Genomic DNA, 21,406 nt, shown 5'->3' on the forward strand with positions numbered 1-21,406 from the left:
AGACACGATTGGGTACGACACTCAGACGGTTTGAGTATCCGTACTCAGGCTTGGGGCGAGATTGGTTAAGGCTCAATCAAAGCCGGGAAAACGCGCCGAGTTCGTGAACAACGCGTGAAGAAAGAGGGGCCGGTAGCGGTGTCATCATTCAACTCTCAACTACGACTCGACGTCGTTGTCTGGGTGCCTCGAAAAGGCGTTGGCCCCGGGCAGGGGGAGGGGCCTAGGCTAGCCGGGCGATGAAGACCTTCCCTCCCCGGGTGTTTGCCTTCGGCCTGCCCGCCACCCATGAGGGCCCCCGGCCCCTGCCACTGCCCACCACCCCCGAGACGCCGGACCTGCGCGGCCCTGCCCACTTCCTGTGGTGGCTGCTGATGCAGTGCCGAGGCATCTTCTGGCTCACCACTGTGCTGGCAGTCTTCTGGTACGTCCCGGCGGGGCTCAGCCCCTGGTTCCTGGGGCGAACCCTGGACGCGGGGGTCGGTGCTCACGACGTCGGTCAGACCCTGCTCTGGGCCGGCCTCCTGCTGGTCAACCTGACGATCAGCTCACTGGCCGGGACCCTGATGCACACCACCGGTGTGGCGCAGTGGCTCAACGTCTACTTCCGCGGCATCCTGCTCGTGAACCGCAAAGCCATGCAGCTGGGCCACAACCTGCCTCGCCGTACCCCCACCGGAGAGGTGCTCTCGGTGGCGATGAGCGACTCCGACATCTTCGGGGCCGTGGGTGAGGTGATGACCCGCGCCATCGCCTCGGCGCTGGCCGTGCTGGTGGTGGCGGTCGTCGTGCTCCAGGAGTCCACCCGCCTCGGCCTGGTGGTTCTGGTTGCGGCACCGCTCATGGTGATGCTCTCCTGGCCGCTGCTGCGTCCGCTCAGCGAGGCCCGCATGCGCCAGCGCACCCTCTCCTCCACCTTGACCGGCATGGCCACCGACATCGTGGCTGGCCTGCGCATCCTGCGCGGTATCGGCGGTGAGCGCACCTTCGGCGACAACTACGCCCGCCAGTCCCAGGACGTGCGTCACGCCTCCAACAGGGCAGCACCCTGGCAGGCCGGGGTGGACGCCCTCGCGTCCCTGATGAGCGGTGGCCTGATGGTCATGGTGACCTGGCTGGGAACCCGCGAGGTGCTCGCCGGCCAGCTCACCCCCGGCCAGCTGGTGAGCTTCTTCGGCTTCGCCGTCTTCCTGGTGAGCCCGATCCAGACCATCTTCATGTTCCTCAACCGCTGGAACCAGGCCCGGGTCTCGGCCGAGAAGGCGATCGGACTGCTGGGCCAGAGCCCGCCCTGGACCGAGCCCACCAACCCGGTCGACCTGCCGGTCGGTGGCGAGATCGTTGACGAGAAGTCCGGCTTCCGAGCCCGGCCGGGGGAGTTGACCGTCATCGTGTCCGGGCGTCCCGATGATTCGGCGAGGCTCGCCGACCGTCTGGGGCGCTACCTGCCGGAGGAGGACGAGACCGTCGCCCTGGCCGCCGATTCTGACCTCAGGGGAAGGGCTGCGCGCAAGGAGCGCGCCCGCTTGCGAGAGTTGCGCCGTGAGCAGATGGCTCGTGATCGGGAACGCGCCTCCGGACGGTGGGGGGTCACCGTGGGTGGGGTCGACCTCTCCGAGGTCCCGTTGGAGCAGGTGCGGGAACGCATTGTCGTCTCCGATGCCCAGGCCGCTGTCTTCGCGGGCAGCCTGCAGAGCCTGGTCGACCCGCTGGGTCGGGCCTCCCGCGAGCAGGCCGAGGCCGCCCTGGTCACCGCCTCCGCCGAAGACGTGTACGACGCGGTCCCCGGGGGTTGGGCCGGCGTGATCGACGAGAAGGGACGCGGCCTTTCCGGGGGCCAGCGCCAGCGTTTGGTGCTGGCACGCGCCCTCACCCTCGACCCCGAGGTACTGGTACTGGTTGAACCCACCTCGGCGGTCGACGCGCACACCGAGGCCCGGATTGCCGAACGCCTTCCCGGCCACCGGGAGGGGCGGACGACCGTGCTGACCACCGTATCGCCGCTGTGGCTGCGTCGTGCCGACCGGGTGGTGCTCATGACAGACGGGCAGTGCATCGCCACCGGCACGCACGAGGAGCTCTTCGAGCGCTCCGATTACCGCAGGATCGTCGCCCGCGGACTCGAGGAAGACATGGACAAGGAGGAGGCCGCCGATGAGTGAGCTCAGCGTTGACCTGCTGGCGTCCTCCGCCCAGACCTGGGCTGCACCCAGGGAGGGGCGGGCAGACCTTCCCGACGAACTCTTCGCCACCCACAGCGGCGGTCCGATCCGTCGCCTGATGGACCTGCGCAGCCGCTACCTGGTGCGCCAGCGTAGGGCCGAGGAGTGGTTCCGGGCCAGCCGCGCCCCGGACCGGGGACTGCCGGTGGCCTCGAATGCCGAGGTGTGGCGCTTCCTGCGGCAGCTGGTCGGGCGCCGCCCCTGGATGCTGGTTGCGATGCTGGTGGTCAACGCGGGGGCCGCGGTGGTCGGCGTGCTTCTGCCCGGCCTGCTCGGCCGCATCATCGACCGTGCCGCCGTGGGGGACCCCTCCCTGCCACGCGAGTTGGGCTGGCTGGTGCTACTGGCGGCCGGAATCATCGTCATCCAGGTGGCGCTGCAGTTCGCGGCCCGGGCCATCACCGCGATCTTCGGAAACGAGTTGCTTGCCAGGGCCCGGGAGTCGATCGTCCGTTCGGTGCTGCGGCTGCCGCTCTCGCGGGTGGAATCGGCCAGTTCGGGGGACCTGGTCACCCGTGTCACCCGCGACGTGAGCGTCATGGGGGAGGCGGCGCAATGGGCGCTTCCGCAGATGATGATCTCCGGGGCCGTGGTGACGATCACGCTCACCGCGCTCGTGGTCACCTCACCGCTGCTGGCCCTGCCGAACCTGCTGGCGCTGGTGCTCTTCGCGGCCGTCGCCGTGTGGTACCTGCGCCGCTCGCTCCCCGGCTACATCACCGAGGGCGGGGCCTACTCCAGCCTCAACACCCCGCTGACTGAATCGGTGGACGCCGCCAGGACCGTCGAGGCCCTGGGCCTGCAACGGCGTCGCACCCGTATCACCGACGGGGATGCCGAAGTCTGCGGTCAGGCCGAGCGCTACACGATGACCCTGCGAAACCTGCTGTTCACCGGCACCGACACGGCCCTGAAGACCCCGCTGGTCATCCTGCTCGCCCTGGGTGTCTTCGGCGTCCGCAATGACTGGGTGACCCTCGGCCAGGTCGCCACCGCCGCCCTCTACAGCCAACAACTGGTTGGGCCGATGGACCTGATGCTGCACACCATCGACCGGATGCAATCGGGTATGGCCTCCACTGCCCGCCTGCTCGGCATCGCCACCGTGCCCCACGACCGGTCGGCGGTTCCCGAGAAGCCGGTCGGACAACACATGGTCGGAAGCGACCTGCGCTTCGCCTACCGCGAGGGTCACGACGTGCTGCACGGGGTTGACCTCGACCTGCGCCCGGGGGAGCGGCTGGCAATCGTGGGGCCCTCTGGCTCCGGCAAGTCCACCTTGGGACGCCTGTTGGCCGGTATCAACGGGCCCCGCACCGGCGCCGTCACCGTCGGGGGGGTGAACGTCATGGGGCTGCCCCTGGACGACCTGCGCACCCAGGTTGCCCTGGTCACCCAGGAGCACCACGTCTTCGTCGGCTCCATTCGCGACAACATCATCCTCGCTCGGGAGGACACCGCTGACGACGCCCAGGTCTGGACCGCCCTGGAGGCCGTGGAGGCCTCCGACTGGGTGCGTGCCCTGCCCGACGGGCTCGACACGCTCGTCGGATCGGGCAATACCAAGCTCACCCCGGCCCAGGCCCAGCAGGTGGCGCTCGCCCGGCTGGTGATCGCCGACCCGCACACCCTGGTGCTGGATGAGGCGACCAGCTTGATCGACCCGCGCACCGCCCGCCACCTCGAGGGCTCGATGTCCGCCCTTCTGACCGGACGCACGGTGGTGGCCATCGCCCACCGCCTGCACACCGCCCACGACGCCGACCGGATCGCAGTCGTGATCGATGGCCAGATCGCCGAGCTCGGTTCCCATGACGAGTTGATGGCGCTCGGTGGGGAGTACGCCGCCCTCTGGCGCGCGTGGACCAGCTGATTCTCAGCTGGTGCGGGGCTGCTGTCCGGTCTGGGCCTGCAGCCGATCGATCTGCTCGGAGGCCTCGGCCTTGGTGAGGTTGGCCGGCAGTTCCTCACCGGCCTGGCGGGCCAGGCTGTCCAGATAGCTGCGCTGGGACTCAGTCATCGGGTCATCTCCGGTGACCCAGTTCGACGGGTCCTTCTGCAGGCCCTGGGGCGCTGCCTCGCTGGATCCGAGGGTCTGCCCGGCATGCTGCTGGCGGGCCTCGTGGCGCGGGTCATCGGCGGGCACCTCGTCGGGTTGGACGGGAGCGGCGGCATTGCCCTGCTGGGTGGTGTCGCTGAACAGTTCGGCGTTCAGCTCGTCACGGTTCTGGTTCGTCATGCCAGCACAGTAGAACGGGAGTACGACAAAGGGGTGACTTCCGGACGATCCCGCCCAAGGGTTGGTGTCAGGTGGTTGTGTGGAGGCATGAAGGTTGCCGAACAAATCGTCGAACAGTTGCAGGCTGCGGGCGTCCGCCGGATCTACGGCATCGTGGGTGACTCGCTCAACCCGATCGTCGACGCGGTGCGCCGCAGTGACATCGAATGGGTGCACGTGCGCCATGAGGAGGCCGCCGCCTTCGCTGCCGCGGCGGAAGCGCAGCTCACCGGGGAGCTGGCGGTCTGCGCCGGCTCCTGTGGGCCGGGCAACCTCCACCTCATCAATGGCCTCTACGACGCGCATCGGTCGCATGCCCCGGTGCTGGCCATCGCCTCGCACATCCCGACCGCCCAGATCGGCATGGACTATTTCCAGGAGACCCATCCGGCCAAGCTCTTCGACGAGTGCAGCGTCTACAGCGAGTTGATCAGCACCGCCGCGCAGTCCCCGCGCGTGGTTGCCACCGCGATGCAGCATGCGGTGGCGCAGCAGGGGGTCGCGGTGATCAGCGTCCCCGGAGACATCACTGATGACGAGGTCGGCGCCGATGTTCCGCACTACACGCCCATGGTGCGCGGCAGCCTGCACCCGGCGCCCGCCTCCGTGCAGCAACTCGCGGAGGCCATCAACCAGGCGTCCCGGGTTGCGATCTTCGCCGGGGCCGGGGTCGAGGGTGCCCACGACGAGGTGATCGCGCTCGCCGACAGGCTGAAGGCACCGATCGGGCACAGTCTGCGCGGCAAGGACTTCATCCAGTACGACAACCCCTTCGACGTCGGCATGACCGGCCTGCTGGGCTACGGCGCCGCCGCCGAGGGCATGCAGGACGCCGACCTGCTCCTGCTGCTGGGCACGGACTTCCCCTACGACCAGTTCCTGCCCCAGACCCGCACCGCCCAGGTTGACCGGGCCGCCGAAAAGCTGGGGCGGCGCACCGATGTCGACATCGCAGTGCACGGCGACGTGCTGCCCACCCTGGAGGCACTCACCCCGCTGGTCGAGCCGAAGCGCTCAGACCGCTTCCTCAAGCAGATGCTGAAGAAGCACCGCCGGATCGTGGAGAAGGGCACCAATGCCTACACCCGCAGGGTGGAGAAGATGACCCCGATCCACCCCGAGTACGCGGCAGCGGTGCTCGATGACATGGCCTCCCAGGACGCGATCTTCACCGCCGACACCGGTATGTGCAATGTCTGGACCGCTCGCTACGTCACCCCGAACGGACGCCGTCGACTGATCGGCTCCTTCCTGCACGGGTCGATGGCCAACGCACTGCCCCACGCCATCGGGGCCCAGTTCGCCTACCCGGAGCGTCAGGTGATCAGTGTCAGCGGTGACGGCGGGCTGTCGATGCTGCTCGGTGAGTTGCTGACCGTGGCGACCTATCAGATCCCGGTGAAGCTGGTGGTGTTCAACAACTCCGCCCTGGGCATGGTGAAGCTGGAGATGCTGGTCGACAAGATGCCCAGCTGGGGCACCGACGTGCCGACGGCGAACTACTCGGCCATCGCCGAGGCGGCGGGCATCAAGGGCATCCGGGTGGAGAAGGCCAAGGACCTGAAGAAGGCCTACCAACAGGCCTTCGACCACCCGGGCCCGGTTCTGGTGGAGATCCTCACCGACCCCAACGCCCTGTCTCTCCCACCGAAGGTCACGCTGGACCAGGTGTATGGCTTCGCCACCGCGATGAGCCGCACCGTCCTCAGCGGAGGAGCAGGCGAGGTCATCGCGATGGCGAGGTCGAACGTGCGGAACATCCCGCGCAGCTGACGTCAGTCGGTGCCGAGATCGAAGGCGGCACGGTCGAGGGCCGCCTCCGCCTCGTCCGAACCCATGCCCAGGCTGGGGATGAGCTCTGCCTCGCCGGGCTTCACCTCACCGACCAGGTCGGCGTGGGCACCGCTGAGTTCGCCCTGGGAGGCATAGAGCTCCAGCTTTCTGCGGGTGTCGGCGATGTCGAGGTTGCGCATGGTCAGCTGCCCGATGCGATCGGTGGGGCCGAAGGCTGCATCCTCGACCCGCTCCATGGAGAGCCGGTCGGGGTGATAGCTGAAGTTCGGACCCTGGGTGTTGAGGATGCTGTAGTCATCGCCGCGACGCAGGCGCAGGGTCACGGTGCCGGTGACCGCCGAGGCCACCCAGCGGGTGATCGACTCGCGCAGCATCAGCGACTGCGGGTCCAGCCAGCGTCCCTCGTAGAGCAGGCGGCCCAGTCGCAGGCCCTGGGAGTGGTAGTTGGCCAGGGTGTCCTCGTTGTGGATGGCGTTCATCAGCCGCTCATAGGCGATGAACAACAGGGCCATCCCCGGGGCCTCGTAGATGCCACGGCTCTTGGCCTCGATGATGCGGTTCTCGATCTGGTCGGTCATGCCCAGGCCGTGGCGGCCGCCGATGGCATTGGCCTCCATGACGAGGTCGACCGGCGAGTCGAAGGTCTTGCCGTTGATCTCGACCGGACGCCCCTGACGGAAGCTGATGGTCACGTCCTCGGTGTCGATCTGGACAGCGGGGTCCCAGAACTTGACGCCCATGATCGGCTCGACGGTCTCCAGGGAGACGTCGAGGTGCTCCAGGGTCTTGGCCTCGTGGGTGGCCCCCCAGATGTTGGCGTCGGTGGAGTAGGCCTTCTCCTGGGAATCGCGGTAGGGGAGGTCACGCTGGGTCAGCCAGGCGCTCATCTCGTGGCGTCCACCCAGCTCGGAGACGAAGGCCTCGTCGAGCCAGGGCTTGTAGATGCGCAGCGCGGGATTGGCCAGCAAGCCGTAGCGGTAGAACCGCTCGATGTCATTGCCCTTGTAAGTGGAGCCATCGCCCCAGACGTGGACGTTGTCATCAGCCATGGCTCGCACCAGCATGGTGCCGGTGACGGCGCGGCCCAGTGGGGTGGTGTTGAAGTAGGCGCGGCCGGCCGAACGGATGTGGAAGGCGCCGCAGGCCAGCGCGGAGAGGCCCTCCTCGACGAGCTGCTCGCGGCAGTCGACCAGGCGGGAGAGCTCGGCGCCGTACTGCATGGCGCGTCCGGGGACCGACTCGATGTCAGGCTCGTCGTACTGGCCGATGTGGGCGGTGTAGGTGCACGGGATCGCACCCTTCTCGCGCATCCAGGCGACGGCGACAGAGGTGTCGAGGCCGCCGGAGAAGGCGATGCCGACGCGCTCGCCGGCCGGAATGGAGGTCAGGACTTTGGACACGAGGACCAGCCTAGTGGCAGACAGCCGTTCGGCATAATTATTCCGAGCACGGAATACTATTCCGAGCTGTCGAAGTTGTTGCGCGGGTCGATGAATTGCAGCAGGACGCCCTCGCGCAAGGCCCAGGGGCAGGTCTCCAGCTCGTCGATGTTCAGCGCGCGCATGGTCTCGGAGGCCACCACGGCGCCGGCGAAGACCTGCCTGGCGCGCTCGGGGGTCATGCCGGGCAGCTGGAGGCGGGCGTCGAGTGGCATCCGACCCAGGCGCTCGGTCCAGTCCTCCAGATGGTCACGGCGCAGGATCCGACCCTCCATGGTGTGGGTACGGCGGAAACCGGCCAGTCGTCCGAGCGAACGCAGCATCTTCGAGGTACCGAGTACGCGGTCCGGGGCGCTGCTGGTGAGCGGGCTGATGACATGGGCGAGGGTCGCGCGGACGTGCTGGACCAGGGTCTCGCACTCCTCCCGACCGCCCGGGTCGGACGGCAGGAACTGGTGGGTCAACAGCCCGGCGCCGAGCGGTAGCGAGAAGGCCTGGGCCGGGAGCTCCGAGGCGCCCTGGGCGAGCTGCAGGGAACCACCACCGATGTCGCAGACCAGCAGGCGTCCTGCGCCCCACCCGGCCCAGCGGCGGGCGGCGATGAAGGTGAACTCGGCCTCCTCGGCGCCGGTGAGGACGCGAAGGGGGATACCGGCGAGGTCTTCCACGTGGCGCACGGCATCGCGTCCATGGGGGATCTCGTGGAGCGCGGAAGTGGCCATGCCCACCAGCTCGGTGACCCCCCACTCGCGGGCGAGGTTGACGCAGTCGGTGACTGCAGCGGTGAGCATCCCCATGCCCTCGGCGGTGATGCCCCCGGACTGGTCGAGGTGGAGCATCAGTGGGACGATGCGGCGCTCCTGGGCCAGGGGCGCCGGGCGGGCATGGGGGGCGGGGTCAAGGACCAGGAGGTGGACGGTGTTCGAGCCGACGTCAAGGATTCCGAGCATGGGACATCTCTTCTCCTGGGGCCGGCCCTGCGACGTGGCCGGGTCTGGCTCCAGTCTACGAGGCGAGCCGACGGCGCCGCAGGGAGGTGACGGCCAGCAGGGCCGCCCCGATGACCACTCCGGTGAGACCCGTGACGAGGAAGCCCGATGACCAGCCCCGGGCGTCCATGAAGGCACCCACGATGGGTGGTGCCGAGGCGTTGCCGATGGTCATGGCGGTGCCCTGCCAGCCCATGGCCTGGCCACGAAAGCGGGGCGGGACCTCCTGCTGGAGCTCGTCGACCGAGGCTACCAGGCTGGGTGCGCAGAAGAGGCCGGCGGCCATCAGCAGCAGCGCGAAGACGGTGACATTGGGGGCCCCCATGACAGGGATCGTGAGCAGGCCCAGGCCCAGCAGCAGCCAACTCACCCCGATCTGACGGGGCAGGGCGCCGTAGAGCAAGCCGGCAAGGGCCGAGGTGAAGCCCCAACCGGCGAGCACCCAGCCGATGGCGTCCGGGCGCCCCAGGCTGCGCAGGCCGGCGACCACGGCCAGGTCGGTGCCGGCCAGGGTGAAGCCGAGCCCGGTGACCGCCGCCAGGATGCCGACCACCCGCAGGTTCACCCAGGCGAGCTTCGACTCGTTCCCCGCGGGTGCGGAGTCCTCCTGGTGGAGGTCGACGATGGGCGGGTTGGCGATGGTGAGGACGCTGGCGGCGCCGACCGTGAGCAGGCCGAAAAGGAGGACGGTCCAGCGGGTCGACCACGCAGTGGCGATCCAGATGGCGACGGCCGGGCCGATCATGAAGGAGAGCTCAGTGATGGTGCCGTCCAGGGCGACGGTGGACTTGCGCAGGTGCAGTGGGGAGTTGCTGATCAGCACCTGGCGAATGACCGAGAAGGTCGGGATGGCCATGCCGCCGGCGATGATGGCCAGGCCGAGCAGGAGCCAGTAGTTGTTGACCAGCGCCATCCCCGTGTAGGTGGGGATGAGCACCGCGATGCTGGGCACCATGGTGCGGCGCAGTCCCTGGGTGTCGAGCATGTGCCCCCGCCAGGGCGCCGAGATCGACATGGCCACGGTCATGGCGGCGGTGATGACGCCGGCTCGGGAATAGCTGGGGGTGATGTTCTCGACCAGGTGCAGGGTGAACAACACCGCCATCGCAAACATCGGGATACGACACAACACGCCCAGGAGCAGGGTGTTGCGAATGGTGGCGATGCTCAGCGCCTCGCGGTACAGCACCGAGCCAGTGTGTCACGAGCTGGACGGCGGACCGAATGCTCAGTGCACGAGCACGAGCTTGCCGGTGACCTCGCCGGACTCCAGTCGGGCGTGGGCGGCAGCGGCATCCTCGATGCCGAACTGCTCAATGGGGGCGGGCTTGATGCGGCCGTCCTCGATCATCGGCCAGACCACCTCGGCAACGCGGGCGCAGATCTCCGCCTTCTGCTTCGCAGGGCGGTAGCGCAGGCTCGTGGCGGTGACGGTGGCCCGCTTGTTGAGCAGCTTGGCGATGTTGAGTTCGCCCTTCGTGCCGCCCTGCATGCCGATGATCACGGTGCGACCGCCGGTCGCCATGGCGTCCAGGTTCAGGTCGAGGTACTTGGCGCCCATGATGTCGAGGATCACATCGGCGCCGTGGCCGTCGGTGGCCTCCTTGAGCTCGGCGACCCAGTCGTCGTGGTAGTCCACTGCGATGTCGGCGCCCAGGTCGCGGCAGTGCTGCCGCTTGTCCTCGGTGCCTGCGGTGGTGGCAACCCGGCAGCCGAGCGCCTTGCCGTACTGGATCGCGAAGTTGCCGATCCCGCCGGCGCCGCCGTGGACCAGGAAGGTCTCACCCTCCTGCAGGCGGACGTGGTCCATGTTCGAGACGACGGTGGCTGCCACCTCGAGCAGGGTCGCGGCGGTGACCAGGTCAACGCCCTCCGGCGGCGCGATCAGCTGCCCCTCGGGCGCGACGAAGTATTCCCCATAACCGCCGCCGGCGAGCAGGGCCACGACCTCATCGTCCTTCTTCCAGCGAGTCACGCCCTCGCCGACCCCCTCGACCACTCCGGACGCCTCGAGTCCTATGATCTCCGATTCGCCCTTCGGGGGCGGGTAGAGGCCTTGACGCTGCATCAGGTCGGCCCGGTTGACTCCGGAGGCGACGGACCGTACCAGCACCTCTCCGGGGCCGGGGTCGGGCGTCTCGACCTCCGTGACGAACAGGGCGTCAGGGCCCGGACGCTTCGGGCGTCCCTTGCTGTCGGTCTCGTTCGGATCTGCTGATCGGACGTCGATGGCACGCATGCCCCCAAGATTGTCAGACGGCGAGGGTCGCAGCAGCCGGGTGGGAGGAATCCAGTAGCATGGGGGCTCTGGCGAGGTCGCATAGTGGACTAGTGCAGCCGCCTTGAAAGCGGCCGAGGGCAACCTCCGTGGGTTCGAATCCCACCCTCGCCGCGTGAAGACCTACACCATCAAGCCGCGCCCACCGCTGCGCGCCTTCGTGCTCGCTGCCGTGCTCTCGGTCATCGGTGCAGTGATGGTGGTGGCGGGGTCCGGGGCGCTGTGGGACTGGCTCGGCGGGCTGGTGCTGCTGGTGGGTGTGGGTCTGCTGCTGATGGCGCTCTACTCGCTGTGGTCGATGCGGGTGCACGTGGACCTCGATGACGAGGGATTCCACGTCCGCGGTCCAGGCATCGACAAGAAGAAGACCTGGTCGAGTGTCACCAAGGTGGCGCTCTCGCAGGACGAGACCCATCTGGTCTTCAGCCACGGCGAGGTTGAGCGTACCCACCTCTTCTGCCCCGGGGGCCCCGGCGACGAGGAGTTCGAGTCCATGCTGAAGGACATCACCCGCCGCCTCGACCAGAACCGCGGCTACCGCAACTTCATCTGATTTCCCCCGCCAGGGGGTGCAGGGTGCGGAGCTGTGCCGGGTGGGGATCAGCCCTGCCAGGCGCACACGTCCGTGAGGTTCTCCACCGGCTTGCTCGGCTTCTTGGTCGCCGACGCGCTCGCCGACGGTGTCGGCGTGGGTGTGGGGGTGGCCGTCGGTGAGGGGGCCGGGGTCGAGGGGGGACGCGAAAAGCCGGGAACCGAACCGCCCTGTGCCTCGATCGCGTCGATCACCCGGGTGCGCATCATGTCGAAGTTGGGATGGGCAGTGTTGAAGCCATGTTGCCCGTGCACGAACAGGATGCGGTCCAGCTTGCCGTTGCGCAGCCGCTGTGACAGGTCCACCAGGTGGGGGAGGACATCGGAGGGGATGTCGGTGGTGACGGCGTCCCCTGAGGCGCGGGCGATGGCCTCGTAGCGGGTGAGCAGGGTCTGCGGATCGGCTTGGTCGATGATCGCCTTGACCACGCAGGACTGGCGCCCCATCCGGTCGAAGTCATTGGTCTGGTAGCGGCTGCGGGCGTACCAGAGCGCCTCGTCGCCGTTCAGGAGCTGGTTCGGACCCTTCTCGATCCACCCCCGCGGGGGTTTGCCGTCATTGTTGGCGCCCAGTGCGATCCGTTCATTCACGTTGATCCGCACCCCACCCATGGCATTGATCAGGCCATAGAGCCCGTCCAGGTTCAGTGCCATGAAGTAGTCGATCTTCAGGCCGAGGGTGCCCTGCATGGCGAGCTTGAGGGCGTCCGCACCCTTGAAGTCGGAGTGCTCGAAGAGCTCAGGGTGATCGGCAGGGACATTGGACCAGATGGAATTCGCCAACGAGTTGGGCGAATCGGCGTCCCCCGTGGTGTAACCGTCGGGGTAGGCCTTGGCGAGCTCGGAATCGGCGGGGAAGGGAGCACCGGCCATGTTGCGGGGGATCTGGATGAGCACCATGTCGCCGTCGAGGGTGTCGATGGAGGCCACCATCATGGTATCGGTGCTGGCCGCAGCGTCCTTGCTGTAGTTGCGTGCCTTCGAGTCGTCCAGCCCGACGAGCAGCAAGTTGAGTCGCGGTTTCGCACGCCAAAAGGCGTCCGACTTCTGGTTGGTGTCCAGCTCGGGACGCGTCATGGAGCGCTTCTTGTCGTTCTCGCCAAAGATGCGCCGGACCAGGGCGGCCTGGTCCCAGGAGTAACGAGCGGCCACGGCCAGTGGGGTGGTGACCAAGAACGTGAGTACAGCCACGGCGATCGCGCCCACCATCCGCTGCAGGGGGGTCAGCGTCTTGGGACGCACGATCAGATGGGTGCCCACGACGATCACGGCCCAGAGCAAGGCGCCGACGCTGAGCAGGACCGTCAGGAACGTCAGGAGCCTGGGGCGGGTACCGATCTTGGCCGCTTCGAAGGGATCGTTCGCGACCCAGGTGCCCACCGAGAGGATGCCCAGCAGGAACACGGCCAGCAGCAGGAGGCCCCACTTGCGCCAGCGGGTGTGCAGGACGCCCAGTCCGGGGAGAAAAGTGCCCAGCGCGGTGAGCGCAAGAGCCTTCGAGAAAGGACGGTCCCACGCCGATTCGTGGGCGTGCGCAGGCTTGCGCTCGGTCTGGACCGGGTGGATCGTGGTGGGCGCGTCATCATCGTCGACCAGGAGACGGCGGGGTGAGTCGGGACGGTACAGTCCATCCTCCGGGCTCATGGGTGTCTCCTCGTGCTGGGCGCCTTGCGTCCATGATACGAGGGCCGCCCCAAAACGGCGCACTGCTGCTTTGCCGACGGTGAGCGGGAACGGTTAGACTTCCTTCTTGTGACATGGAGGCGTCGCCTAGTACGGTCCATGGCGCCCGCCTGCTAAGCGGGAGTGGTCACAAGCCACACGCGGGTTCAAATCCCGCCGCCTCCGCGTTCAGCCCGCCCCACTCGAGTGGGGCGGGCTTCGATTTTCCCTGGTCCCCTGCACCGACGTGGCCCGGGCTGACGAATGGAGCCGCGATGGCGCCCACGATGGAACCCGTCTTCTACTTCTGCGACGCCCTGCCCGAGCAAGTTCGCGCCTGGGCGCTGCGTCGTCGGATCCCCGGTCGGATGGAGGAGGTGGCGGCGGGCTGGCAGTGCCTCCAGGTGGCCGGCGTCCGGCTGGGTCTTCGTCGCCGGCTGCATGTGATCGGGGACGCCACCGAGTTCCCTGCGGAGGAGGTCCTCGTCGAGCTCAGCCAACTGGCGGGCCGGGCTGACCTGGTGACCGAGAAGCCCCATGAGATGCGGCTCGTCCGGCACGGCCAGCTGACCACCCCCGATCCGGATGACGTGGCACCCTGGGATGAAACCGAGGAGACCGTCCACGGCGTCCTGTTGGCCCGGCGTGGGGACGCCCGGCCGGAAGTCCAGGGTCTGGCCGCCGGGCTCGGGGAGGCGGGCGTTCCTCGCTGGTGGGGCCCCAGGAGATCCTCCACGAGGGATGCCGTGCTGTGCTCGGGCTGGCCCAGCCGCCCGTCGAGGCCACACGGGAAGCCGGTGTGGAGCTGGTCGACCCCGGGCTGTTCTCCCGCGTGGTCGCCGAGGGCTCCCTCGACCCACAGGTCCTGGTGCCGGACCTCGTTCGGGCGCTCGGGCTGCCCCACTGGGCGTCCGACCACCTGCTGGGGCACCGGCCGCTGTCGAGCCATGCCGGGGCCACGACCGTCGAGCCCACGTCAATGCTGAAGGCCATGTGGCGGGGCGCGAGGGGCTGAGACCGGCGTCCCCCCGAACAACGAAACCCCGAACAACGAACCCCCGAACACGACGAAACCCCCGACCGAGGTCGGGGGTTCGCCGTGCCTGGAGGGCAGAAGGATCAGCCGATGGCCAGGGCCAGGTCGAGCAGCTCCTCGTACAGGTAGCGCGGGGTTTTGTCACCCAGGGAGTCCAGCCACTGCTTGATGCGCGGCAGTTCGGACTTCCATTCCTCGGGGGAGTACTCCGACACCTTGCGCAGGATCTCCGCGTCCAGGTCCAGGCCCTCGGTGTCGAGGTCGCCAGCCTTCGGCAGCAGGCCGATCGGGGTCTCGTCGGCCTGGACCCTGCCCTCGACGCGGTCGACGATCCACTTGATCACGCGGCTGTTCTCGCCGAAGCCCGGCCACAGGAAGTTGCCCTCCTGGTCACGGCGGAACCAGTTGACGTAGAAGATCTTGGGCATCTTCTCGCCGCCCTTCTCGCCCATGTCCATCCAGTGCTGCAGGTAGTCACCGACGTGGTAGCCGATGAAGGGCAGCATGGCCATCGGGTCGCGGCGCAGGACGCCCACGGCTCCGGTGGCGGCAGCGGTCGTCTCGGAGGAGCAGGTCGCGCCCATGAACACGCCGTGGTTCCAGTCGCGGGACTGCATGACCAGCGGGATGGTGTTCTCGCGGCGTCCCCCGAAGATGATCGCGTCCAGCGGCACGCCGTTGGGGTTCTCGAAGTCCTCCGACACGGTCGGGGCCTGGGCGATCGGGGTGCAGAAGCGGCTGTTCGGGTGGGCAGCCTTCTCACCCTTGCGACCGCCGACCGGCCCCCCCTCGGGGGTCCAGGAGCGACCCTTCCAGTCGGTCAGGTGCGCGGGCTTCTCCTTGGTCATGCCCTCCCACCAGACGGAGCCGTCATCGGTGAGCGCGACGTTGGTGAAGATGTTGTTGCCGACCTTGATGGTGTCCATCGCGTTCGGGTTGGTCTCCGCGCCGGTGCCGGGGGCTACGCCGAAGAAGCCGTTCTCCGGGTTGGTCGCGTAGAGGCGGCCGTCTTCCCCGAAGCGCAGCCAGGCGATGTCGTCGCCGACGGTCTCGACCTTCCAGCCGGGGATGGTGGGCTGCAGCATGGCCAGGTTGGTCTTGCCACAGGCGGAGGGGAAGGCGGCGGCGAGGTGATAGCTCTTGCCCTCGGGCGAGGTCACCTTGATGATCAGCATGTGCTCGGCCATCCAGCCCTCGTCGCGACCCATGGCCGAGGCGATGCGCAGGGAGTAGCACTTCTTGCCCAGCAGTGAGTTGCCACCGTAGCCGGAGCCGTAGCTCCAGATCATGCGCTCCTCGGGGAAATGGGTGATGTACTTCTCGTCGTTGCAGGGCCAGGGGACGTCCTTGGTGCCCTCGGTCAGCGGGAAGCCCACCGAGTGCAGGGCGGGGACGAAGTCAGCATTGCGCTTGATCATCTCGTCGAGGACCTGCTGGCCCATGCGGGTCATCACGCGCATCGACAGGACAACGTAGGCCGAGTCCGTGATCTCGACGCCGAACTTGGCGTCCTTGGAGGCCAGCGGACCCATGCAGAAGGGGATGAAGTACATGGTGCGGCCCTCCATGCACCCGTCGTACAACTTGCGCATGATCCCCTTCATCTCCTCGGGATCCATCCAGTTGTTGGTCGGGCCGCAGTCCTCCTCCTTCTCGGAGCAGATGAAGGTCTGGTCCTCGACGCGAGCAACGTCATCGGGGTCGGTGCGGGCGTAGATCGAATTCGGCATCAGCTCGTCATTGAGGCGAACAACCGAACCGGCCTTGACCAGCTCGTCCACGAGGCGCTGGTACTCTTCTTCGGAGCCATCGCAGTAGTGGATGGCCTGGGGCTGGGTCATCGCGGCGACCTCGTTCACCCAGTCCACGAGACGGGGGAAATCGGGCACATCGCCGGTGGTGGGGATCGTGGTGGCGGTGGGAGTGTCGGTCATCGGTGTCTCCAGGCACGTCGTTGTGAGGGGATCTCGAGAGAGGTATCTTCACGTCGAGACTTCTGTGCTCAGGTTAAGTCTTCGGCGTGAGTGCTTCCACTTCCCATTCTCCATCGCAGGATCCGCGTGGGCTCAAGCGGGTGGATCGATTTGGCGCCTGCGGAGGGCTCATGTAAAGTCGTCTCTTGGCGTTACCGCCTTGCGCTCGTGGCTCAACGGATAGAGCATCTGACTACGGATCAGAAGGTTGGGGGTTCGAATCCCTCCGAGCGCGCAGATCAACCGCCAGGATGCCCCGGACAAGGGGATTCCTGGCGGTTTCCCTGTCGTCACGGCCGGGAGGCACCGGCCCCGGCGCGGCTGGCGAACCTTCGGACGTCCCGGAGAGGCACCCGCGTGGCCTGTTGACATTCTCACACTGTGCGCCTCCCATCCCTGGACATGCTTGACTTCCATCCATGGACTCCCCGCACGTGCTGCTGGCCCCCGACAGTTTCAAGGAGTCACTGACGGCGCGTGAGGCAGCTCAGGCCATGCAGGCTGGGGTCCGCGAGGTGTTCCCCGAGGCCCGGACCACCCTGCGTCCACTCTCCGATGGCGGCGAGGGTTTCCTGGACGCGATGCGCACCCCGGCGACAGGAACGATGACCTCCAGGGTCCGATCGGCGACCGGCGAGTACGTCGAGGCGGAATGGTTGCGCTTGGGCGACCGCGCGTGGATCGAGGTCGCCGAAGTGGTGGGCCTGGCAGGCATCCCGGTTGAGCAGCGTCGGCCGATGGGGCTCGACACCCGTGGCCTGGGGGCCCTGATTCGTCAGGCGATGGACGCCGGCTGCGTCGATCTGGTCATCGGACTGGGCGGCACTGGTACCTGCGATGGGGGAGCCGGGATGCTGGCCGAGCTGGGCATCCGCTTCATGGATGCCGGCGGGCACGGGCTGGAGCCGACGCCCCAAGCCCTACGCCGGCTGGACAGCATCGACCGCAGTTCCTTGGACGCCCGCCTGGCCGAGGTGTCCATCACGATCGCCACCGACGTCTCCTCCCCGCTCACCGGTCCAGCGGGCGCGGCGCCTGTGTTCGGCCCGCAGAAGGGAGCCGGACCGGAGGAGGTCGCGGAGCTGGACCAGCTGCTGGCCTCGCTGTCCTTCCTGCTCGAGGCCGACCTGCCCGAGTCGCACGCGGCGGTGCCCGGGGCGGGGGCTGCCGGGGGTCTGGGCTGGGCGCTGATGCTCCTGGGGGCACAGGTGCGTCCCGGTTTCGATGTCGTCGCCGACCACACCGGGCTGGCTGGCCTCGTCGAGGCCTGCGACATCGTACTCACGGGGGAGGGGTGCTTCGACGCGCAGAGCTTGGCCGGCAAGGTGGTGCCGCGCCTCGCCCAGCTCGCAGCGTCCCTGGGCAAGCCCTGCCACGCCCTGGTGGGGCGTGTCGAAGACGTCGACCACCAGACGCTCCAGGCTTCCGGGATCACCTCGGTCGCTGTCATCACCCCGGCCGATCAGGAACGTGAGCAGGCGTTGGGGCAGGCGGCGAGTAACGTTCAGCGCGCCACCACGAAGCTCCTGCGTCGACTCCGAACAGCTTATTTGAACTGACCGGTCAGTTCGAGTTACGCTCGTGGTGTGCTCGTCACTGATTCCTTGTCCTTCCAAGGGCGCCACGCGACCCTTGTGCCTGCGACCACCGTTGAGGTGCGCCGCGGGGAACTACTCCTCGTCCAGGGAGAAACCCAGGAGTCGCGCACCGCACTCTCGCTGATGCTGTCGGGACGCATGAAGCCGAACTCGGGCAGGGTCAGTTGGCAGGGCAGCGGTCGCACCCGCGACATTCGTCGGGCCAGCGCCCTACTGGACTCACCGGGGGTGAATGAACCGGAGTCCTACCTCAAGGTCAAGGACCTGGTGAAGGAGGACTTGGCGCTCATTCCCACCTTCACCTGGAACCGGGTCCTGCCGATGCGTTGGCTGGAGTCCTACCATCAGGAGGGGATCGCCGACCAGTGGATCGACCAGCTGAGCCCCACCGATCGGCTTGACCTGTTGGTGAACCTTGCCCTGGCCGACCCCGACGTCCACCTGGTCGTCTGCGACTCCCCCGAACGCCATGGCGCCACCGACGAGGAATGGCTGCGGCGCCTGGTCCAGATCCTCATAGACCACGAGCGGGATGTCGCGGTGGTCGCTGTCGTGTCCGTCATCCCCGCGATGTGGGACGGGCCCTACGCCATAATCGGCAATGCCCAGAACAAGAGGGCCCAGAACGAGAGGGCCCAGAACGAGAAGGCCCAGAACGAGAAGGCCCAGGAGGCCCAGTCATGACCGCGCTCCAGCTCGCGATGTCCGAACTCAAGCGGATGACCACCGGTCTGCTGCCGAAGGTCGCGATCGTCGCCCTCACCATCGTCCCGCTGCTCTACGGCGCCACCTACCTCTACGCCAACTGGGACCCGCAGTCGAACCTCTCGAACCTGACCGCCGCGCTGGTCGTCAAGGACCGCGGCGCTGTCGACCAGGACGGGAAGCAGCAGCATCTCGGTCGGGATGTGGCGAAGTCACTGCACGAGAGCCACTCCTTCACCTGGAAGGACGTCAGCTCCGTGGAGGAGGCAAAGAAGGGCGTGGAGGCCGGGACCTACTCCTTCGCTGTGGTGATCCCCGAGAACTTCTCTGCTGATCTGCTCTCCAGCGGGAGTATCCGACCCGAAGACGAAGACAAGCCGGCAGTGCCCGGGCTGCTCGAAGTCATCACCAATGACGCGAACAACTACATGATCAACACCTTCGTGGACAAACTCCTCACTGAGGTCCACGATTCGGTCGCCCGCCAGATCGGCACCACCGCTGCGGACAAGTTCTTGACCAGCTTTGGGGTCATCCACACCAACATGGTCAAGGCCGCCGACGGGGCTGACAAGCTGCACGACGGGTCGACGAAGCTGAAGAACGGCACCAACCAGCTCGCCACCGGCACGAAGAAGCTCGTCGACGGCAGCACGACACTTCATCAGGGCACCAGCCAGCTCAAGACCGGTACCAGCGACCTGTCGAAGGGGGCGAGCACGCTGTCGACCGGCGCGACCGCCCTCGACAAGGGCGTGGGGGACCTGCAGGCCGGGCAGAAGAAGCTGCGGGACGGGGCGACCACCTTGCAGAAGGGCACCTCGGCGCTCAACAGCGGCTTGGCCACGATGGACGACCAGACCAGCACCCTGGTCTCCGACACCGAGAAACTTGCCGACGGATCGGAGAAGGTTGCCGACGGCAATGAGCAGCTGAACCAGAAGGTCCAGAAGGCGATCAGCACCGCCCGGGACCTGCACACCAAGGCCCGCGAGGCCCTGGTGGAGAGCACCGACAAGCTGGTCGCCGATGGCGTCCTCACCCGCGAGCAGGCTGACGCGATCCTCAAGGACTACGACGCTCGCCAGGACGACCAGGCCCACCAGGAGGCCACGAAGAAGCTCGACGACGCCTCCACCTCGATGCAGGCTCTCGCCGATGGCTCACGACAGGTCGCCGACGGCAATCGCAAGCTCGCCAACTCCGTGCCAGCGCTCCGCAAGGGCATCACGGACGCGCACGCCGGCGCGACCCAGCTCGACGCCGGGGCGACCCAGCTCAAGAACGGCCTCGACACCTCGGTCGCGGGCGTCCAGAAGCTGAAGGCGGGGTCGTCGAAGCTCGCCACAGGCGCGAAGGACCTCAGCGAAGGGGCCAGCACGCTTGCTGCCGGGGCGTCCAAGGTCGACGGCGGCGCCGCCCAGCTCGAGAAGGGCGTCAAGGACCTCGACACCGGCGCCAAGGACCTGAAGGCTGGCGCCAAGCAGCTCGACGACGGCACCGGCGACCTGGCCACCGGATTGCGGGATGGGGCCGACAAGGTCCCCCATGTCACCGACGCCAAGAAGAAGAACGTCTCCCAGGTGATCGGCGACCCCGTGCGGATCCAGAAGATTCAGCAGAGCGAGGCCGGAAGTTACGGCGCCGGCCTGGCGCCCTTCTTCCTCAGCCTCGCGCTGTGGGTGGGTGTGTTCATGCTGGTGCAGGCGCTTCGCCCCATCGCGAAGCGGGCGTTGGCATCGAATGCGCGATCCTGGCGCATCGCGCTGGGCGGCTGGATCCCCTTCTGGTTGATCGCGATGGCCCAGGCGACGATCCTGCTCGTGGTGGTGCATTTTGTGCTCGGTCTGCACCCGGCCAACCTGCCGCTGACCTGGGCCTTCATGCTGCTGGCGACGATGGCCTTCTCCGCGATCATCCAGGGCACCGTGGCGCTTTTCGGGACGCCGGGCAAGTTCATCGTCCTGATCCTGCTCGTGCTCCAGCTCACCGCCGCGGGCGGCACATTGCCCTGGCAGCTGACCCCCCAGCCGCTGCACATCGTCCATGACGTGCTGCCGATGTCGCATGTGGTGGAAGGGCTCCGCCGGTTGATCTACGGCTCGGACATTGGATCAGTCTCCACCAACGCGTGGATGCTCGTCGGCTACACCGCGCTCGGCCTCATGATGTCGATCCTGGCCGCCCACAAGCACAAGACCTGGACACTGAAGGTCCTCGAGCCGGAAATCGCGATCTGATGAGCACCACCGCACGCCACCGCCACGCCACCAGCCCGCGCACCACGGCGAGCCGGGCACGGCTGTTCACCGCTGCGATGGACCTGGTCGGGGATGTCGGCCCTGACAAGGTGACCGTCGATGAGATCGCTGCCGCAGCCGGGGTCGCCAAGGGCACCGTCTACTACCAGTTCGGCTCCAAGAACGAGCTGATCCGCGGCCTCATCGACCACGGCTACTCCGTCATGCGGGACGAACTGCTGGAACCTGCCTCAGCACCGGACCCGATGGAGGCCATCGAGGGGATGATCCGCGAGACCCTGGACTTCCTTGACGAGTACGGCAGCTTTGCCAAGCTCTGGCACAGCGAGATGTGGCTGGTCGAGAGCCCCTGGGGTGAGCAGCTGCGTCAGATGCGCCGGGAGATTCTGGCCCTGATCTGCCAATCGCTGGCACGGCTGGGCGCCTCGCGCTCGGGCATCCGGCCCGAGGTCTTCGCCATCACCCTCTTCGGTGCCACCTACATCACCGGCATGGACGCCAAGCTGGGCAACGACGAGATCCCCACCGAGGATCGCGTCGCTGCCCTGATGGCCATCGTGCGGGGCTACCTGTCCTGACC

Annotated in this window: 16 protein-coding genes and 3 tRNA genes; 12 read left to right on the forward strand and 7 right to left on the reverse strand. The window is 67.6% G+C overall.

The window, feature by feature from the left end:
- Positions 1–239: 239 nt before the first annotated feature.
- Complete coding sequence (locus M3G03_RS01180) at positions 240–2,162, forward strand: ABC transporter ATP-binding protein (RefSeq protein ID WP_259807474.1); 1,923 nt, start codon at positions 240–242, stop codon at positions 2,160–2,162.
- The gene (locus M3G03_RS01185) at positions 2,155–4,095 is read left to right on the forward strand and encodes an ABC transporter ATP-binding protein (protein WP_259807476.1); all 1,941 of its coding nucleotides are present in this window, start codon (positions 2,155–2,157) and stop codon (positions 4,093–4,095) included. Before M3G03_RS01180 ends, M3G03_RS01185 begins: the two co-directional genes overlap by 8 nt.
- A 3-nt stretch (positions 4,096–4,098) precedes the next feature.
- Here the strand turns inward: M3G03_RS01185 and M3G03_RS01190 are convergent, their stop codons facing one another.
- Positions 4,099–4,461 carry a DUF3072 domain-containing protein gene (locus tag M3G03_RS01190; protein ID WP_259807478.1) on the reverse strand — a complete coding sequence of 121 codons (363 nt, stop codon included), beginning with the start codon at positions 4,459–4,461 and terminating at the stop codon, positions 4,099–4,101.
- A gap of 87 nt (positions 4,462–4,548) precedes the next feature.
- On the opposite strand from M3G03_RS01190, the gene M3G03_RS01195 reads away from it, so the two are divergent.
- A complete protein-coding gene (locus tag M3G03_RS01195; protein ID WP_259807480.1) occupies positions 4,549–6,273 on the forward strand; it encodes a pyruvate dehydrogenase in 1,725 nt (574 codons plus the stop codon).
- Positions 6,274–6,275: 2 nt separating this feature from the next.
- Here M3G03_RS01195 and argG read toward each other — a convergent pair whose 3' ends face one another.
- The 4 genes from argG to M3G03_RS01215 are packed head-to-tail and all read right to left on the reverse strand — an operon-like array spanning position 6,276 to position 10,961.
- Positions 6,276–7,703 (reverse strand): argininosuccinate synthase, encoded by a 1,428-nt coding sequence (gene argG, locus M3G03_RS01200; protein WP_259807907.1) that lies wholly within the window; start codon positions 7,701–7,703, stop codon positions 6,276–6,278.
- A 47-nt stretch (positions 7,704–7,750) separates the two neighbouring features.
- Positions 7,751–8,683 (reverse strand): Ppx/GppA family phosphatase, encoded by a 933-nt coding sequence (locus M3G03_RS01205; RefSeq protein WP_259807482.1) that lies wholly within the window; start codon positions 8,681–8,683, stop codon positions 7,751–7,753.
- Positions 8,684–8,738: 55 nt separating this feature from the next.
- A complete protein-coding gene (locus M3G03_RS01210) occupies positions 8,739–9,911 on the reverse strand; it encodes an MFS transporter (protein ID WP_259807483.1) in 1,173 nt (390 codons plus the stop codon).
- 39 nt (positions 9,912–9,950) lie between these two features.
- Entirely contained in the window at positions 9,951–10,961 is a 1,011-nt protein-coding gene (locus M3G03_RS01215) for an NAD(P)H-quinone oxidoreductase (protein WP_259807485.1), read from the reverse strand.
- A gap of 70 nt (positions 10,962–11,031) precedes the next feature.
- On the opposite strand from M3G03_RS01215, the gene M3G03_RS01220 reads away from it, so the two are divergent.
- Positions 11,032–11,114 (forward strand) — tRNA-Ser (locus M3G03_RS01220).
- Position 11,115: 1 nt separating this feature from the next.
- The gene (locus tag M3G03_RS01225; RefSeq protein ID WP_259807487.1) at positions 11,116–11,553 is read left to right on the forward strand and encodes a hypothetical protein; all 438 of its coding nucleotides are present in this window, start codon (positions 11,116–11,118) and stop codon (positions 11,551–11,553) included.
- Between the two features lie 47 nt (positions 11,554–11,600).
- Here M3G03_RS01225 and M3G03_RS01230 read toward each other — a convergent pair whose 3' ends face one another.
- Positions 11,601–13,235, reverse strand: coding sequence for an LCP family protein (locus tag M3G03_RS01230; protein ID WP_259807489.1), 1,635 nt, complete (start codon positions 13,233–13,235; stop codon positions 11,601–11,603).
- Between the two features lie 115 nt (positions 13,236–13,350).
- Between M3G03_RS01230 and M3G03_RS01235 the strand changes: the two genes are divergently transcribed.
- Together M3G03_RS01235 and M3G03_RS01240 are read left to right on the forward strand one after the other, a co-directional pair.
- Positions 13,351–13,439, forward strand: a tRNA-Ser gene (locus tag M3G03_RS01235).
- 89 nt (positions 13,440–13,528) lie between these two features.
- Positions 13,529–14,239, forward strand: coding sequence for a hypothetical protein (locus M3G03_RS01240; RefSeq protein WP_259807491.1), 711 nt, complete (start codon positions 13,529–13,531; stop codon positions 14,237–14,239).
- Positions 14,240–14,372: 133 nt separating this feature from the next.
- Here the strand turns inward: M3G03_RS01240 and M3G03_RS01245 are convergent, their stop codons facing one another.
- Positions 14,373–16,223 (reverse strand): phosphoenolpyruvate carboxykinase (GTP), encoded by a 1,851-nt coding sequence (locus M3G03_RS01245; RefSeq protein WP_259807493.1) that lies wholly within the window; start codon positions 16,221–16,223, stop codon positions 14,373–14,375.
- A gap of 201 nt (positions 16,224–16,424) precedes the next feature.
- Between M3G03_RS01245 and M3G03_RS01250 the strand changes: the two genes are divergently transcribed.
- The 5 genes from M3G03_RS01250 to M3G03_RS01270 all read left to right on the forward strand — a co-directional run bounded on the left by M3G03_RS01250 (position 16,425) and on the right by M3G03_RS01270 (position 21,404).
- Positions 16,425–16,497, forward strand: a tRNA-Arg gene (locus M3G03_RS01250).
- Positions 16,498–16,681: 184 nt separating this feature from the next.
- Positions 16,682–17,821, forward strand: a complete 1,140-nt coding sequence (locus M3G03_RS01255) for a glycerate kinase (RefSeq protein ID WP_259807495.1) — start codon at positions 16,682–16,684, stop codon at positions 17,819–17,821.
- 27 nt (positions 17,822–17,848) lie between these two features.
- Positions 17,849–18,544: a hypothetical protein gene (locus M3G03_RS01260; protein ID WP_259807497.1), complete on the forward strand. Its 696-nt coding sequence runs from the start codon at positions 17,849–17,851 to the stop codon at positions 18,542–18,544.
- Positions 18,541–20,805 carry a YhgE/Pip domain-containing protein gene (locus M3G03_RS01265; protein WP_259807499.1) on the forward strand — a complete coding sequence of 755 codons (2,265 nt, stop codon included), beginning with the start codon at positions 18,541–18,543 and terminating at the stop codon, positions 20,803–20,805. The genes M3G03_RS01260 and M3G03_RS01265 overlap by 4 nt, the downstream gene beginning before the upstream one ends.
- Positions 20,805–21,404 carry a TetR/AcrR family transcriptional regulator gene (locus tag M3G03_RS01270; RefSeq protein WP_259807501.1) on the forward strand — a complete coding sequence of 200 codons (600 nt, stop codon included), beginning with the start codon at positions 20,805–20,807 and terminating at the stop codon, positions 21,402–21,404. Before M3G03_RS01265 ends, M3G03_RS01270 begins: the two co-directional genes overlap by 1 nt.
- The last annotated feature ends 2 nt before the right edge of the window (positions 21,405–21,406 follow it).

It is taken from the genome of Aestuariimicrobium sp. p3-SID1156 (assembly GCF_025144225.1).
Classification (GTDB): Bacteria; Actinomycetota; Actinomycetes; order Propionibacteriales; family Propionibacteriaceae; genus Aestuariimicrobium.